This is a genomic window from Pedobacter jaeyakensis (assembly GCF_054461315.1).
Genome location: NZ_CM136921.1, coordinates 523,707 through 538,817, shown reverse-complemented (window position 1 = coordinate 538,817; position 15,111 = coordinate 523,707). Strand labels below are relative to the sequence as shown.

The following is a 15,111-nucleotide window of genomic DNA, read 5'->3' as shown; positions in this document are numbered from 1 at the left end:
ATATATAATAGATTTACTTTTACGGGTATTGTTACATCAGTAATTGTATTTCTCTTTCCAGTTCGATCTTAATTTTTCCCGCATTTTTTCTTCTGCCGGATTCTTACCCGGATCGTATAATTTTGTACCGCTCAGTTCATCCGGAAAGTACTCCTGCGCAGAGAAATTCCCTTCATAGCCATGGCTGTACTGGTAATCTTTTCCATAGCCTATGTTCTTCATCAATTTGGTCGGTGCATTCCTGATGTGTAGTGGAACAGGCAGGTCGCCCGTCTTCGAAACCAATGCCTGCGCCGCGTTGATGGCTTCATAAGCGGCGTTGCTTTTCACAGAACTGGCCAGGTAAGTTACGCATTGCGAAAGGATGATCCGTGATTCCGGAAAGCCGATTACATTCACTGCCGAAAAACAGTTGTTTGCCATCAGCAGCGCATTCGGGTTGGCGTTTCCTATGTCTTCTGAAGAAAGGATCACCAGTCTCCTCGCAATAAATAACGGGTCTTCACCACCAGCAATCATCCTTGCCAGCCAATACACTGCAGCATTTGGATCGCTTCCGCGAATGGATTTTATAAAGGCCGAAATGATGTCGTAATGTTGTTCTCCTGCCTTATCGTACATGGCCAGGTTCTGCTGGGCATGTGCCAACACGGTTTCGTTGGTCAGCACCACTTGATCTCCGCCAATGCCGTTCACAGCAATTTCCAGCACATTCAGTAATTTTCTCGCGTCACCGCCAGAAAGCCGTATCAATGCTTCATGCTCCTTGATGGTGATCTTTTTTTGTTTCAGGATCACATCCTGTTTAATGGCAGTGTCCAGTAAACCCGAAAGTTCTTCTTCAGTAAGCGATTTTAAGATGTAGACTTGCGATCGGGAAAGTAAAGCGGAGATCACTTCAAATGAAGGATTTTCAGTAGTTGCACCAATCAGGGTCACCAGCCCGCGTTCTACTGCACCCAGCAGGCTGTCTTGTTGCGACTTACTAAAACGGTGAATCTCATCAATAAACAAGATGGGCAAACCCAGGAAACTGTCCTTCAGCTGCGCTGCTTTATCAATCACCTCACGGATGTCTTTAACCCCGGAGTTAATTGCGCTTAAATTGAAGAAAGGGCGGTCCAGCGTTTGCGAAATGATATAAGCCAGTGTGGTCTTGCCCACGCCGGGCGGCCCCCAAAAAATCATGGATGGCAGTTGCCCGCTTTGTATGGCCTTGCGCAACACGGCATCCGGACCAACAATATGTTTTTGCCCAACATATTCATCCAGGTTCTGTGGACGCATCCGTTCTGCTAATGGAGGCAAATTTTGCATGAAAGTAAATATACAGAATATTTATTCTGTCTTCGGGGCGCCTCCTGCTGTTTTTGGCTTTTTCTTCCAGAATTTTTTCTTAGGTGCACCTGCAGGTTTTGGCCTGTCAGCGGTTGTCGTAGCTGCTGTTTCCACCGGAGCTGTTCCCAGCCCTTCAGGCATCGGCATGCGCTCTATCTTTTTCTCGATCAGCTTTTCAATGTTCTCCAGTTTTCTCTTATCTTTTTGGTTAACCAAAGTGATCGCGGTGCCCTTAGTAGATGCCCTTGCAGTCCTTCCGATGCGGTGTACATAGTCTTCTGCATCATGCGGTACATCAAAATTCACTACCAGGTCAATTCCTTCCACATCAATTCCCCTGCTCAGTACATCTGTACCTATTAAGATCGGAAGTGCTTTGTTCTTAAACTTAAGCAGTGCTGCTTCTCTTTCTTTCTGCGTCAGGTCAGAGTGGAAAGCCTCCGCTTTTAAGCCCAGGTTTCTAAATACTTTACCCAGGTTCTTTACCTTGTCCTTGGTGGAGGCAAAAACGATAATACTTTTATAATCGCCTGATTTAAGGATCTGTGTCAGCAATGGCACTTTCTGATCGTCATGCGCCATATAGATTTGCTGATTGATTCCCTCCGCCGGTTTGGAAATCGCCAAACTGATCTGCTCCGGGTTCAACAGTAAGGTGGAGGCCAGTTTCCTGATCTTTGGCGGCATCGTTGCAGAGAAGAGTACCGTTTGTCTTACTTTCGGCAAATAGCCCACTATTTTCATGATATCATCATAGAATCCCATATCCAGCATCCTGTCGGCTTCGTCCAGTACCAGGTGTTTAAGCTGGTCCAGTTTCAATACCCCGGATGAAAGATGCGAGATGAGTCGGCCAGGGGTCGCAATAATGATATCCACTCCTTCGCGCATGGAGCGTTTTTGCTGTTCGTAGGCAATGCCATCACCTCCTCCATAAACAGTTAAGGAACTGATATTGGTGAAATAAGATAAGGCCTCTACTTGCAGGTCTATTTGCTGTGCCAGTTCCCTTGTCGGGGCCAGTATCAGCGTATTGTTATGTCGTTCGGGGGTTTCACTGATCATGTTCATGATCGGCAACAGGTAAGCTCCTGTTTTTCCGGTCCCTGTTTGTGCACAGGCAATCAGGTCTTTTTTATTCAGAATAAGTGGGATAGCCTGTTCTTGTATAGGTGTGGCATTGCGAAATCCCATTGCCAGTAACCCCTCGTAAAGGTCGGGGTTGAAATTAAAATCTTTAAAATCCAATCTACTTTTATTGTTAGTTTTATGCGATAAAAGTAACCTTTTTATTTCGCTTTATACTTATCCGCATAACCGAACACTTTTTGAAGCAGGGTAGAGCTTCTTGCACCGATGTTTTCCCTTATCTTTAGTTCTTCCTGTGCCACTTGTATAAACATGCCATCTATCGCTTTTTGTGCCACATAAGAAGAAAGATCAGTAGAGATCGGACTCACCAGCGGAATTTTATTGTACGCATTTGCAGCATCGCCCCAGTATTTGGTAGCGCCAACTTTACTCAGACTATTGGAAATTACCGGCCTGAATTTCTCCATCAGCTGCGCTGTAGTCACTCTTTTAAAATAGGTGGTTGCCGCATCTTTATTACCCAGCAGGATATTGGTCGCATCCGCAATGGTCATCTGCTTAATGGCAGATATAAATATGGGTTTTGCTTCTTTCGCCGCATCCTCTGCCGCGCGGTTAATGGTCAGAATCACATTGTCGGCCAGCGAGGAAAGCCCTATGCTCCTCAAGGTTTTTTCTACCTTCTGTGCTTCCGGCGGAAACAGGATCTTCACCGCCAGGTTACCTAAAAAGCCGTCTTTTGCAGAAAGCAGATCGGCACCATTTGTGGTGCCGATCTCTAATGCTTGTTTTAATCCCAGGCCAATCTCTGTTGTGGTTGGATTGCCCATTGGAATTTGTTTCAATATATTTCCAAGTTGCGCCTGACTCTGTACATCACAGCTGTTCAGGGTCGCGATGATGATAATGGCTATAAAAAAGTTAATTCTTCTCATTGAGTTTATTTGTCTGCTCAATAGTAAGCAAATCTTTGGCCAATAATCTTGCAGATTTTGCCAACTTGATAAATTCGGAGCGATATCCTTCCTTGTCTTCGCCCTTTGCTTTTTCTGCCACACCAATCAGGTGTGCATAGCTCGACTGCTGTTTGTAATCTGATTGCCTCAACAGCATGCCGAATTCTACAACTGCAGCGCTAAACCTAAAATTGTCTGAGGTCTGGTCAAATGCTACTTTTTTGTCCAGCACCGGGGTCGAGATCAGTTTACTCAGCGCTCCATCTGGTTGTTTGTACCTGAGTTTTACCGTCATCAATTCTTGTCCGTTACCTTTCAGTACAGGTGCTTTTGCCGGCTGCTGCTGGTATTTAAGTTCGTCTATATTTCCATCGAAAATGCTTTTAACACCAACGGGTATCACCTCGTACAAAGCGGTCACGGTATGTCCTGCCCCCAGCTCTCCTGCATCTTTCAAATCGTCATTAAAATCACGGGCCTTTAGCATCCTGTTCTCGTAACCAATCAGGCGGTAGGATTGTACCTTGGCCGGATTAAATTCTACCTGTAGTTTTACATCTTTGGCAATGGTGAAAAGCGTACCTCCAAATTCATTGATCAGCACTTTTCTGGCTTCGCTGATGTTGTCGATATAGGCATAGTTTCCGTTGCCTTTGTCGGCCAGTTTTTCCATTTTACTGTCCTTCAGGTTTCCCATGCCATATCCCAGTACCGTTAAAAAAATGCCGCTTTTCCTTTTCTGTTCAATTAGGCTTTCCATATCGCTGTCGCTGGATGCGCCCACATTAAAATCGCCATCGGTGGCCAGGATCACCCGGTTCTTGCCGCCTTTTATAAAGTTTTCTCCGGCTACTTTATAAGCCAGTTCTATACCTTGTCCGCCCGCAGTGGAGCCCCCGGCACTTAGTTCGTTTAGTGCTTCCTTAATTTTTGCACGTTCATTGCCTGGGGTAGATGGCAGGACCAGACCTGCATTTCCGGCGTATACCACAATGGCAACATGGTCAGTTTCCCTAAGCTGGTCTACCAGCATTTTTAATGAGGAGACCAGTAGCGGTAATTTGTTGGCGTCGCTCATCGAGCCGGATACGTCTATCAGGAACACAAGATTGGATGCAGGAAGCTTATCTGTCGACACCTTCCTGCCCTGCAATCCGATCTTTACCAGTTTGTGGTTTGTATTCCATGGAGCGTCAGCAATTTCTGTGCTGATATGAATTGGGTCTTCACCTTTCGGCTGCTCGTAGTCGTAATCAAAATAGTTGACCATCTCTTCAATCCGAACGGCATCCGCCGGAGGCAAGACGCCATTATTGATAAATCTTCTCAGGTTACTGTAGGATGCCGCGTCCACATCGATGGAGAAGGTCGATAGCGGGTTGTCCACCGCATTCTTAAATTTATTTTCCTTGCTGGCTGCGTAGCTTTCTCCGCTTTCCAGCCCTCTTATATTAACGGAGCCGCGCATGCCCGGTGAACCGGTGTTGTTCTGGATGTTCAACCCTGCTACCTTTCCTTGCAACAACTGTTGTACCTGCCCAACAGGCACATCCTGTACTTCCTTGCCACTTACCACATAGCTGGAACCGGTTAGGGCCTGCTTGTCCCTTTTTACGTAACCCCTTACCACAATCTCCTCATTCAACTGGTTTGGCGTTTCTTCCAGCTGCACATCAATTACCTTTTGCTTTTTAAGCTGCACCCTAACGTTGTTGTAAGAGATGTAGGAGAACACCAGCTCTTTTATGGAGGGGCCAACAGTTACACTATACCTGCCTTTAGCATCTGCGGTTGCCCTGACTTTCAACGGACTGCCCGGTTCTGCTGCGGATACGTAAGCACCTGTCATGGCGGCGCCGGTTTTTTTATCGGTTATGGTTCCGGTAATTGTTCTGTCCTGTGCCGATACGGTAAAACTGCTGATCAGCAGGAAGATGAATAGCGATAGTTTGAGATTTTTCATACGAGTTATATTTGCTAAGAGGATGTCGGCTTTGCTTAATTTCCATAAGAGTGTCAGAAAATATTTTTATACTTGGGCAAATATCCCCTTAGGCAGGCTTGAAATTTATTAAGAACAACTCCCGGATCCAGGAACAGGACGATGCAGAACTGATCGCCAGCTACAAAAAAAGTGGCAGTCTGGATGTATTGGGCCAGTTGTACAATAAGTACATGCACCTGGTGTTTGGGGTGTGCATCAATTACCTGAAAGACGAGGAGCAGAGCAAGGATGCCGTCATGCAGATCTTTGAAGAGCTGATCATAAAAGTCAAGGTACATGAAGTGCAGAATTTTAAAAGCTGGCTGCACGTGCTCACACGCAACCATTGCCTGATGGCCATCCGCAAGCAATCCAAAAATGAAACGGTCTCATTAGAAGAAACTTTTGTGGAAAATACGGATTTTGTGCATCTTGATCTTGATGATACAAAGGAGCAGAAACTTTCCGTTATGGAAAAGTGCATGGAAAAGCTTCCGGAGGAGCAAAGGGTAACGGTAGATCTCTTTTATTTACAGGAGAAATGCTATAAGGAAGTGGCTGATATGACGGGCTATGACATGCTCAAAGTAAAGAGCTACATCCAGAACGGGAAAAGGAACTTGAAGATTTGTATAGAAAAGAATAGTGGTGAATAACGATTGGTTAGATATAGCGGTTTTAGAAGACTACCTGGATGGTAAGCTTGATGCCAAAACCATGAACAGGGTGGAGCGCGAAGCGCTGGAGGATCCGTTTGTGGCAGAAGCATTGGCGGGGCTCAGCAATTCGCCGCGCCGCTCTCTGGATTCTATTTCCATCTTGCAGCGACAGCTGCAGGAAAGGATTGCAGCGCAGCAAAGTACTAAAAAGCGTTCGGTCATTACCTGGCAGCGACTAAGTATTGGCTCTGCCGCTGCGGTGATGTTCATTACTGCAGGGATCGTATTCTGGATGAAGCAAGCCAATTACCAGCAGTTAAAAGATAAAAATAAAGAGGTTCAGGTCGTGCTGGCACCAAAGCCAGCGCCTAAAACAACGGCTCCACTACCAGCGCCGGAAGCTGAAGTGCTTGCTGATAAAAAAGAAACCCCTGCTTCAAATTCGGTAGAAGCAGCCATCATTGCCGGCAGTCAGGATTTGGCCGTCAACAACAGTATAAAAAAGGCAAGAATGCGTGCGCGCACTGTGCCAGGTACAGTTGTTGCCTCGGGCGACCAGAATGTCGCAACTGCCGCTACCGCATTTTCTGCACCGGCCAATGCGGCTCTAAGCGAAGTGCAGCTGAGCAAAATGACGACAAGTAGCACGGCTGATACTTCTGCATTCCTCAGGGGCTCAATAATTGACGCCACGACCAAACAACCTTTGGCGGGCGCCTATATTTCTGTTAAGAACGCCGATGGGATACTTAAGGTTATCGCGACTACTAATAAGTTAGGTCAGTATGAGATAAAGAAAGACAGTACCATCCTTGGAAAGGAGCTCACCGTCAGCTATATCTCTTATGAGAATGCAGTCTTCGCCGCCGCGGGAAATATTAGAAATGTAGTGCTGACAGAAACTAAAAACCAGCTGAGTGATGAAGTTGTCGTGCGGGGTTACGTAAAAAGGGCAAAGAAGGATTCCGCTGGGGCCAGCTATGTCGTAAGTGGAAAAGAAGTGCAGGATGTTCCGGTTGGCAAGGCCGAGCAGCTGTTGCAAGGTAAGGTTGCGGGTTTAAACATCCAGAACAATACTGGTGCGCCGGGAAAAAGAGCCAGTGTCAATAAACGGGGTTTGGATACATTGACCAGTCACCCTGTAGACGGCTGGGACCACCTGTACATGTACATCACCAATAACAATAAATTCAAAGAAGAGCCCAGGCTAGGCAAGGCGGTACAACTATCTTTCAAAGTTGCTGAAGATGGTACGCCTGTAAAAATCAAAGTGCTTAAAGGGATTGCTAAGAAATACAATAATGAAGCGATCAGGCTGATTGCTGAAGGACCTAAATGGAGTCCGGATAAACCAGACTCCCCGGCCAATATTTTTACTGTAAATTTCTAAAAGAAAAGGTGAACGATCGCATAAACGATCCCAGCTAATGTAGCAGATACCGGGATGGTCAACACCCATGCCCATAACAAGCTTACGGTTACACCCCATCTCACTGCAGATACCCTTTTCAGCAAGCCTACACCAACGATAGAGCCGGTAATGGTATGTGTAGTAGAAACAGGAATTCCGAAGTGTTCTGTGATACCTAAAGTAACCGCACCTGCCGATTCTGCAGCAACACCTTCAAAGGCATTTACTTTAGTAATTTTGGAGCCCATGGTCTTAACAATTTTCCAGCCCCCGCTCATGGTACCCAATGCAATCGCTGCGTAGCAGGAAATTGGAATCCATTCCGGCATGGCATCGCCGGTATGCAGTACATTGGAAGCCACCATGGCCACATAGATGATACCCATTACTTTCTGTGCATCGTTACCACCATGGGTAAAGCTCAAGGCAGCAGATGAGATCAGCTGTAGGCGTTTAAACCATTTTTCCGCAACAGAAGGTCTGGCATTTTTCGAGATGTGGAGGATGATAATGGATATGATCACAGAGATGAACATACCGATCACCGGGGCAAGCACAATGAATGCCACTACTTTCAGGATCGGGGCCAGGTTAATGGCCGACATCACATTTACTCCTAAAGAAGCTGCTTTTGCCATTCCGGCACCCGCAAAACCGCCAATCAGCGTATGGGATGAACTGGAAGGGATACCAAACCACCAGGTAAATAAATTCCAGGTAATAGCGGCGATTAGCCCGGATAGGATCACCTCCAGCGTAATGAAATTCTCTACTACGGTTTTAGCAATCGTGTTTGCAACTTTATGGTCTGTAAAGTAGAAGTAAGCAGCAAAATTAAAAAGGGCGGCCCAAAGTACGGCCTGAAAAGGAGAGAGCACTTTTGTAGATACAATTGTCGCAATTGAGTTCGCAGCATCATGAAAACCATTGATATAATCAAAGGCAATGGCGAGAACAATTACAACAACCAGTAAGGTAGTTACCATTTTTTTAGCGGTTTAAGCGTTCTTTACCAAAATAGATTCCAGCACATTTGCTGCGTCTTCACATTTGTCTGTTGCCATTTCCAGCGTTTGAAGCAGTTCTTTTTGTTTGATCAGTTCGATCGCGTTTGTTTCAAATTCAAATAAGCGCGCAATAGCCAGGTTACAAACATAATCAGCCTGGTTTTCACCGCTGTTGATGCGTACACAAGCATCAGCAATTACGCGGATATTTTTAAAGCTTCTCAATTCTTTGATGGCTTTTTCAAGGTCAGTACACATTTCTACCAGCAATTCTGCCAGTTTGATCATGGCGTCGTTGATGTTGGTAATATTATACAACTCGATGTTGGTTGCAGAAGCATGGATGTAATCGGCAATGTCATCTACCGCACTTGCCAATGCATGGATGTCTTCCCTGTCAAACGGGGTAATGAAATTCTTGCTCAATTCCAGGAAGATCGAATGGGTAATGTCATCACCAACATGCTCCAGGCGCTCAATTTCTTTGATTTGCTCTTTTCTTCTCTCAGCATCAGTTGCGGTCAATGCCGAAAGCAACGCCTCTGAGATCTTTAAAACATTACTGCCTGCCTGTTCAAATAATGGTTGGAATTTTTTATCCTTAGGAGTAAAGAAGTTGAAAATACTGTTCATCTTGTTAAATATAATATCATGCAAAAGTATGAGTACAATGTTAACTTAATGTTAAGTGTTAATTTTTTTGGCTTTTCTTAATACGGCTTAATTGCTCTTTTGCAGGGTGAAAGCAAAAGTAGTCCCGATTTGCAGGGTACTTCTTACCGAAATGATCTGCTGGTGCGCTTCTAAAATGTGTTTAACGATGGCCAGGCCTAATCCGGTCCCGCCCTCTTCTCTCGATCTGTGGGTGTCTATGCGGTAGAAACGTTCAAATAACCTTGGCAGGTGTTTCTCGTCAATGCCAATTCCGTCATCCGTCACTTCTATTAAATACTGGTCGTGGAGTTCAAAGATCTTTATCGCGGTAGAGCCGTTATTCTTGCCATATTTCAATGAGTTCTGGATCAGGTTGATCATCACCTGGCGTATTTTTTCCCGGTCGGCATTGACCAATGCAGGGGAAGTGTACTTTTCTTTGAACGACAGCTTAATGCCCTTCATCCTGGCATTGTCTTCCAGGCCTTCCATGACTTCCCTGGTCAGGGTCACAAAATCAAATTTTTGGTAATTGATCGGAATCTCGCCCGACTCCAGTTTTGATATCGAATCCAGATCGTTGATCAGGTAACTCAACCGCTCTACATTGTTGGCCGCTTTTTTCAAAAACTTGCTTGCCGTTTCCGGGTCATCCTCCATGCAATCCTGCAGCGTGTCTATATATCCCTGTATGGCAAATAATGGTGTTTTAAACTCGTGGGAAACGTTCGACAGGAATTCTCTTCTAAACTGTTCCTGCTTTTTCAAAAGCTCTATTTCCCGTTTTTTAGCGCCTGCCCATTCTTTTACTTCATGCTCCACATCATTGATCGGATCTGCGCTAACATATTCTCCGAGTGCATCTTTCAAATCCTTGCCCAGCTTCAGGTTGTGGATCATTTTATAGATCAATACAATTTTGGAATAGATGTACTTTTCCAGCAGGTAATAGAATACAATAAAGCAGGTGAAAAAAGAAACCCCGAAGGAGATGAGCATGTAGTACCAGCTCTGCTGGAAATAAAAGTTCACCAGGCCAATAGAAAGGGCAACGGCGAGGGAGGTGATGAGGACCAGTACACTTAATTTCATGTCCCCAAAATACGGGATTAATTGCTATTTACCCTGTTTTTCAGTGAGATATTTCCAATATCTTTTTGGTACATGCCGAACGTGTAATTTCATATTTTTCCGGGCCACAATGTTGGTGCTTGTAAAGTAATCCGACCATAGTGTGGCATATTGGTTTTCCTTTTCCGGGATTTGTCCGCTTACCGGTTTATTCAGGTTCTTTTGTGTCTCCATGTCGAAGTACACTTCCTCCACTTTTTCCAGGTCATAGTAAATTCCATAATGCCTGGTCAGGTCGTAAATGATCCATTTCTGGTCCGCATACCTGTCTTTGAAGTGCTTCATGATCAAAGGGATCACGTTGAAGTCCGGGTCAATGCCGCAATAAAAAAGTCCGTCGGCCGATTCCTTAAACCTGATAAATGCTTCCATCCGGTGTTTTTCCCGCTCCACTTTACGGGCCAGCTGTGCTACGGCCAGTACATGTTCATTTCCGTAATTGGTTTCGGCACCTGCACCATTCACAAACAGGTAACAGGTGAATTCAAATAAATGGCTAAAGGCTTCCGGCCTTTCCGATAGAAAGGCACAATAATACCTCCGCATCCATGCCTTGTCCAATCGCTGCTGCAAGCCTTTCCAAACCCGGTCGGCCTTAGCCGGATCATTGAAAATCGACAGTGTTTCCGTAAAGGCATCGGGCTGGTATCGTTTTTCCAGTTGTAGTAATATTTTGCCGGGTTTTCTTTCAAACCATTCAAATACCGCACAGAGCAGGCCTTCTAAACTACCATCTATAATGTAAATCATATTTGCAATTTCAAAACAATGCCATTTGGGTATTGCCCGATTTTGAGAACTTACCCTGGCTACCCGCTAAAATAAACGACTTGATTTGTGTGTTCTGATAGTCCTTTAACTGGAAAGGGGTATCTGCGCAGGTGATAAAATATTTGGCGCGGTTGTAGGCTACGCCAATTTTTTTAAGCTGGTCGATCCGCAATTTTCCAAACTTCCTGGCCTGAACGATTTTGAGTGCCGAAGTCACGCCAATTCCGGGAATGCGCAGGATCATTTTGTAGGCCGCAACATTGATGTCGACCGGAAAGAATTGCAGGTTCCTCAATGCCCAGCTCAATTTTGGATCGATGTCAATGTCCAGATGTGGATTGGCATCGTTCAGCAATTCGTTGACATGAAAGCCGTAGAAACGCATCAGCCAGTCTGTTTGATACAACCTGTTTTCCCGGATCAGCGGAGGTTGTGAGCCAATAATCGGTAAGCGGCTGTCGTTGCTGATCGGGATGTAGCCCGAATAGTATACACGCTTCAGGGAATAGTTTTTATAAAACGCCGCTGCCGTGTGCATGATTTCTTTATCGGTTTCCGGGGTTGCACCAATCACCATCTGGGTGCTTTGCCCGGCAGGCACAAATTGCGGTACGCTTTTAATTAGTTTTTTCTCGTCCTTAAATTTAACGATCTGGTTTTGTACAAAATCCAATGGCTTGATCACCTCCAAATGGTTCTTTTCCGGTGCCAATAACTTCAGGCCGGATTCTGTGGGCATTTCCAGGTTAATGCTCATCCTGTCGGCATACAATCCGGCTTCCATGATCAATTCCTCACTTGCGCCCGGGATGGTTTTCAAGTGGATGTAGCCATTAAACCGTTCTTCCAAGCGAAGTTTCTTTACCACTTTCAACAAGCGCTCCATGGTAAAGTCCGCATTCTTAAATATGCCCGAACTTAGAAATAAACCTTCAATATAGTTTCTGCGGTAAAAGTTCATCGTCAGAGACACCACTTCTTCTACCGTAAATGCAGCCCGCTCTATGTCATTGCTTTTGCGCGAAACACAAAAAGCACAATCAAAAATACAGTGGTTGGTTAGCAGGATCTTTAATAAGGAAACGCAGCGACCATCTTCTGTATAAGTGTGGCAGATGCCTGAAGAGTGACTGTCGCCCAGGCCTTTATTGTCGTTTTTCCTCTTTCCGCCGCTCGAAGAACAGGATACATCGTACTTGGCGGCATCCGCTAAAATATTTAATTTCTCTCTCAGGCGTTCAGACATCTCAATTTATTTACTAACAAAAATAGTAAATAAACTAATCATATTAGCTAAATGAATATTCCTTCTGGCTATGAAAATAGAAAAGGAGGCTGTCCCGCCTCTTCATAAAAATGCTCCAGGTAGCTGAGCATAAACTCATGCCGCTTTAAGGCCATTGCGCTGCCCGCAGCAGTTTTCATCAGGTCTTTGAGCAAAAGTAGTTTTTCGTAAAAATGATTGATGGTCGGGGCAACTGAATTTTTGTATTCCTCTTTGCTCTGGTTCAAAGCCGGCTTGATTTCCGGGTCATACATCACCCTGTTTTTATAACCTCCATACGTAAAGGCCCTGGCAATGCCGATTGCACCAATCGCATCCAGCCTGTCGGCGTCCTGCACAATGTCCAGTTCCTTTGATGCAAAATCAATTGGGTTAAAGGAAGCTTTGAAACTCATGTTCCGGATGATTTCCTGAACATGAAGCACCTGCGCTTTCTCAAGACCGGCCGATGATAAAAAGTCGCCTGCTATTTTAGGTCCGATTTCTTCGTCGCCATTATTGAATTTACTATCGGCAATATCATGTAGTAAAGCGGCTAAAGAAACGATGAGCAAATCCCCATGTTCCTCTGCATTGATCTTCAATGCATTTTTATACACCCGGTCTATATGAAACCAGTCGTGCCCGGCTTCTGCTTCAGCAAGTTTGGCCTTTACAAATTGTATGGTTTGATCAACGATGTCCTTCATGCAGCGAAGATACATTGATCTCGCCAGAAGGAGTAATAATCTCCATCACTTCTACTTCAAGAATGATAGCGATCTGGAAAACTCTTTCCAGGGTGAGCTTACTATAGCCCAGTTCAATTTTGCTGTAAGCATTTTGCGAAATCCCGAGTTTCGCTGCAAGGTAATCCTGCGTGTAGTTTCTAAACTCCCTAATTTTTCTAATATTCCCCGCTACTGTTTTTGTCCTCGACGCCTGCTGGTCAACCATATCCTCTGTTTTAGTCCCTCTTTGTTTTTAATAAACGAAATATTCAAAATGTTGGATTTTAATCCAATCCTAACCCGGGGGGAGTCAGTAAACAAATGCGTATTCGATTTACAGCGGAAAATTAAATGTTAATCTCGATAACTGTGTAAAAACCTTTAGAAGAAAGCATTCTAAAAAGTTGTGGAAGAGGTTGGTACAACCAAATGGTTTAAGGTTTTGGATCTGGCCTTCTGGTACCATCGTACAGCTCGTACTCCAGCATCCTGCAATCCAGTTTTCCGTTATAGAATTCAATCTTGCGTGTGGCTTTCAGCCCGATTTTTTTAGCCAGGTCCGGGTTTCCGGTAAAGATGTAACCAAAGTAACCTTTGGTGCGCTGCTTCATGAAATCGCCGATTCTTTTATAGGTCAGCTCCAGTTTAGAATGTACACCTAACCGCTCTCCATATTCAGGGTTGAACATCACTACACCTTGACCGCCTTCCGGCACCGGCGTATCTGCAAAATCGCATACCTCAAATGTAATCAGGGTATCTACACCAGCTGTTTTAGCATTTTTGCGACTCACATCAACTGCGTCTTCAGAAATATCGGTTGCGATGATCTGCAGGTCGATATTTTTGATCACCTGATCTTTCAGGATCCTTCTTTCTGCAAAGAATACCTCTTCGTCATAGCCAAGAATGTGCATAAAACCATAATTCATGCGGAACAATCCAGGTCTGCGGTTTGTGGCCAGTAAAGCAGCCTCTATGGCAAGTGTCCCGGAACCACACATGGGATTAATGAAAGGTGATTTGCGGTCCCAGCGACTGCTCATCACTACGCTTGCAGCAAGGGCTTCCAGCATCGGGGCTTTTCCCGGTATTTTGCGGTAACCGTGTTTAGCCAGTGTTTCTCCGGAGGTATCCAGGAATACATCAGCCTCACTGTCTTTCCAATACAAATGCACGACGGCTTTATTGGCATCAGCGCCAGAATTTGGCCTGATCCCTTTTTTATCCTTGATGCGGTCCACTATCGCATCCTTAACCTTTAGGTTGGCAAAAAGGGGGGTGGTAATGGTTGGGTTATCTACATTGGAAGTTACAGAAAAATAGCCGGAGAAGTCGATCAGCTCTTCCCATGGCATTTCCACCAGTTCGCGGTAAAGTTCCTCAGGATCGGCTGCTTTGAAGCTTTTGATACAGTAGAGGATCTGACTAGCACACCTCAAGTTGAGGTTAAGTTTTATACATTCAGAAAGGGTGATATTCAGTTCCACACCGGTCGGGAAATCCCGTACTATGGTATAGCCCAGGGCAGAAACTTCATCCTGTAAATAAGGTGAAAGACGTTTATTACAGGTGATGATCACCTTACTTTTTGTGTGGAAAACTTGCATAGTAATTTTGCGAAGTTATCAATAAAAATATAGAGATTTGAACTTCGTAGTAGAATAAAATAGTATTTGATATGGAAATTAAAGGAAAAGTGCATGAAATTGGTGCATTACAACAGGTGAGTGAGACTTTCAAGAAACGCGATCTTATTATAGAATACGCAGAAAACCCAACTTACCCTGAGTACATCAGGTTCGAGGCTTTACAAGATAAAACAGCTTTGTTCGATAGCTTAAAGCAAGGTGATGATGTTGAAGTTTCATTTAATCTTCGTGGTCGTCCATGGACAGATAAAACAGGTAAAACTTCTTATTTCAACAGCCTTGTGGTATGGCGTATCAATGCATTGACCAGTGCGGCCGCAGCAGCTACACCACAATACGCACCTCCTGCAGATTTGAGCAGTGCTCCTGGAGAAGATGACGATTTGCCGTTCTAAAGATCTTTTTTAAATAAACAAATTGTAGCTAAGCCGCCTTCCAAAAGAAGGCGGCTTTTTTTATGG

Annotated in this window: 15 protein-coding genes; 3 read left to right on the top strand and 12 right to left on the bottom strand. The window is 44.8% G+C overall.

Features of this window, described 5'->3' with window-relative positions; translation table 11 throughout:
* Positions 1–36: 36 nt before the first annotated feature.
* From ACXZ1K_RS02490 to ACXZ1K_RS02475, 4 genes are read right to left on the bottom strand one after another with little or no spacing between them, the layout of a single operon-like run.
* Entirely contained in the window at positions 37–1,317 is a 1,281-nt protein-coding gene (locus tag ACXZ1K_RS02490; RefSeq protein WP_458971805.1) for a replication-associated recombination protein A, read from the bottom strand.
* A 21-nt stretch (positions 1,318–1,338) separates the two neighbouring features.
* Positions 1,339–2,586: a DEAD/DEAH box helicase gene (locus ACXZ1K_RS02485; protein WP_458971804.1), complete on the bottom strand. Its 1,248-nt coding sequence runs from the start codon at positions 2,584–2,586 to the stop codon at positions 1,339–1,341.
* Between the two features lie 41 nt (positions 2,587–2,627).
* Positions 2,628–3,365 carry a DUF4197 domain-containing protein gene (locus ACXZ1K_RS02480; RefSeq protein WP_458971803.1) on the bottom strand — a complete coding sequence of 246 codons (738 nt, stop codon included), beginning with the start codon at positions 3,363–3,365 and terminating at the stop codon, positions 2,628–2,630.
* The gene (locus tag ACXZ1K_RS02475) at positions 3,352–5,349 is read right to left on the bottom strand and encodes a YfbK domain-containing protein (protein WP_458971802.1); all 1,998 of its coding nucleotides are present in this window, start codon (positions 5,347–5,349) and stop codon (positions 3,352–3,354) included. The genes ACXZ1K_RS02480 and ACXZ1K_RS02475 overlap by 14 nt, the downstream gene beginning before the upstream one ends.
* 98 nt (positions 5,350–5,447) lie before the next feature.
* Between ACXZ1K_RS02475 and ACXZ1K_RS02470 the strand changes: the two genes are divergently transcribed.
* Positions 5,448–6,026, top strand: a complete 579-nt coding sequence (locus ACXZ1K_RS02470) for an RNA polymerase sigma factor (protein ID WP_458971801.1) — start codon at positions 5,448–5,450, stop codon at positions 6,024–6,026.
* Entirely contained in the window at positions 6,019–7,419 is a 1,401-nt protein-coding gene (locus ACXZ1K_RS02465; protein WP_458971800.1) for a carboxypeptidase-like regulatory domain-containing protein, read from the top strand. Before ACXZ1K_RS02470 ends, ACXZ1K_RS02465 begins: the two co-directional genes overlap by 8 nt.
* Here the strand turns inward: ACXZ1K_RS02465 and ACXZ1K_RS02460 are convergent.
* The 8 genes from ACXZ1K_RS02460 to ACXZ1K_RS02425 all read right to left on the bottom strand — a co-directional run bounded on the left by ACXZ1K_RS02460 (position 7,416) and on the right by ACXZ1K_RS02425 (position 14,608).
* A complete protein-coding gene (locus ACXZ1K_RS02460; protein ID WP_458971799.1) occupies positions 7,416–8,426 on the bottom strand; it encodes an inorganic phosphate transporter in 1,011 nt (336 codons plus the stop codon). The genes ACXZ1K_RS02465 and ACXZ1K_RS02460 overlap by 4 nt on opposite strands.
* Positions 8,427–8,438: 12 nt before the next feature.
* The gene (locus tag ACXZ1K_RS02455) at positions 8,439–9,080 is read right to left on the bottom strand and encodes a DUF47 domain-containing protein (RefSeq protein WP_458971798.1); all 642 of its coding nucleotides are present in this window, start codon (positions 9,078–9,080) and stop codon (positions 8,439–8,441) included.
* 87 nt (positions 9,081–9,167) lie between these two features.
* Positions 9,168–10,193 carry a sensor histidine kinase gene (locus ACXZ1K_RS02450; protein WP_458971797.1) on the bottom strand — a complete coding sequence of 342 codons (1,026 nt, stop codon included), beginning with the start codon at positions 10,191–10,193 and terminating at the stop codon, positions 9,168–9,170.
* A gap of 24 nt (positions 10,194–10,217) precedes the next feature.
* The gene (locus ACXZ1K_RS02445) at positions 10,218–10,982 is read right to left on the bottom strand and encodes a TIGR03915 family putative DNA repair protein (protein WP_458971796.1); all 765 of its coding nucleotides are present in this window, start codon (positions 10,980–10,982) and stop codon (positions 10,218–10,220) included.
* 10 nt (positions 10,983–10,992) lie between these two features.
* Positions 10,993–12,249: a putative DNA modification/repair radical SAM protein gene (locus ACXZ1K_RS02440; RefSeq protein WP_458971795.1), complete on the bottom strand. Its 1,257-nt coding sequence runs from the start codon at positions 12,247–12,249 to the stop codon at positions 10,993–10,995.
* 68 nt (positions 12,250–12,317) lie between these two features.
* Positions 12,318–12,977 (bottom strand): HD domain-containing protein, encoded by a 660-nt coding sequence (locus ACXZ1K_RS02435; RefSeq protein WP_458971794.1) that lies wholly within the window; start codon positions 12,975–12,977, stop codon positions 12,318–12,320.
* Complete coding sequence (locus ACXZ1K_RS02430) at positions 12,961–13,224, bottom strand: helix-turn-helix domain-containing protein (protein ID WP_458971793.1); 264 nt, start codon at positions 13,222–13,224, stop codon at positions 12,961–12,963. Before ACXZ1K_RS02430 ends, ACXZ1K_RS02435 begins: the two co-directional genes overlap by 17 nt.
* Before the next feature lie 208 nt (positions 13,225–13,432).
* The gene (locus tag ACXZ1K_RS02425) at positions 13,433–14,608 is read right to left on the bottom strand and encodes a THUMP domain-containing class I SAM-dependent RNA methyltransferase (RefSeq protein WP_458971792.1); all 1,176 of its coding nucleotides are present in this window, start codon (positions 14,606–14,608) and stop codon (positions 13,433–13,435) included.
* Between the two features lie 71 nt (positions 14,609–14,679).
* Between ACXZ1K_RS02425 and ACXZ1K_RS02420 the strand changes: the two genes are divergently transcribed.
* On the top strand, positions 14,680–15,045 hold the full coding sequence (locus ACXZ1K_RS02420; protein ID WP_458971791.1) for a DUF3127 domain-containing protein: 366 nt from the start codon (positions 14,680–14,682) through the stop codon (positions 15,043–15,045).
* Positions 15,046–15,111: the final 66 nt, after the last annotated feature.

What these genes read in the sequence shown, in the direction of transcription:
- ACXZ1K_RS02430 (WP_458971793.1), bottom strand. Translation starts at nt 13,224, where the DNA reads ATGGTTGACCAGCAGGCGTCGAGGACAAAAACAGTAGCGGGGAATATT.
- ACXZ1K_RS02480 (WP_458971803.1), bottom strand. Translation starts at nt 3,365, where the DNA reads ATGAGAAGAATTAACTTTTTTATAGCCATTATCATCATCGCGACCCTG.
- ACXZ1K_RS02445 (WP_458971796.1), bottom strand. Translation starts at nt 10,982, where the DNA reads ATGATTTACATTATAGATGGTAGTTTAGAAGGCCTGCTCTGTGCGGTA.
- ACXZ1K_RS02450 (WP_458971797.1), bottom strand. Translation starts at nt 10,193, where the DNA reads ATGAAATTAAGTGTACTGGTCCTCATCACCTCCCTCGCCGTTGCCCTT.
- ACXZ1K_RS02440 (WP_458971795.1), bottom strand. Translation starts at nt 12,249, where the DNA reads ATGTCTGAACGCCTGAGAGAGAAATTAAATATTTTAGCGGATGCCGCC.
- ACXZ1K_RS02455 (WP_458971798.1), bottom strand. Translation starts at nt 9,080, where the DNA reads ATGAACAGTATTTTCAACTTCTTTACTCCTAAGGATAAAAAATTCCAA.
- ACXZ1K_RS02490 (WP_458971805.1), bottom strand. Translation starts at nt 1,317, where the DNA reads ATGCAAAATTTGCCTCCATTAGCAGAACGGATGCGTCCACAGAACCTG.
- ACXZ1K_RS02435 (WP_458971794.1), bottom strand. Translation starts at nt 12,977, where the DNA reads ATGAAGGACATCGTTGATCAAACCATACAATTTGTAAAGGCCAAACTT.
- ACXZ1K_RS02475 (WP_458971802.1), bottom strand. Translation starts at nt 5,349, where the DNA reads ATGAAAAATCTCAAACTATCGCTATTCATCTTCCTGCTGATCAGCAGT.
- ACXZ1K_RS02460 (WP_458971799.1), bottom strand. Translation starts at nt 8,426, where the DNA reads ATGGTAACTACCTTACTGGTTGTTGTAATTGTTCTCGCCATTGCCTTT.
- ACXZ1K_RS02425 (WP_458971792.1), bottom strand. Translation starts at nt 14,608, where the DNA reads ATGCAAGTTTTCCACACAAAAAGTAAGGTGATCATCACCTGTAATAAA.
- ACXZ1K_RS02420 (WP_458971791.1), top strand. Translation starts at nt 14,680, where the DNA reads ATGGAAATTAAAGGAAAAGTGCATGAAATTGGTGCATTACAACAGGTG.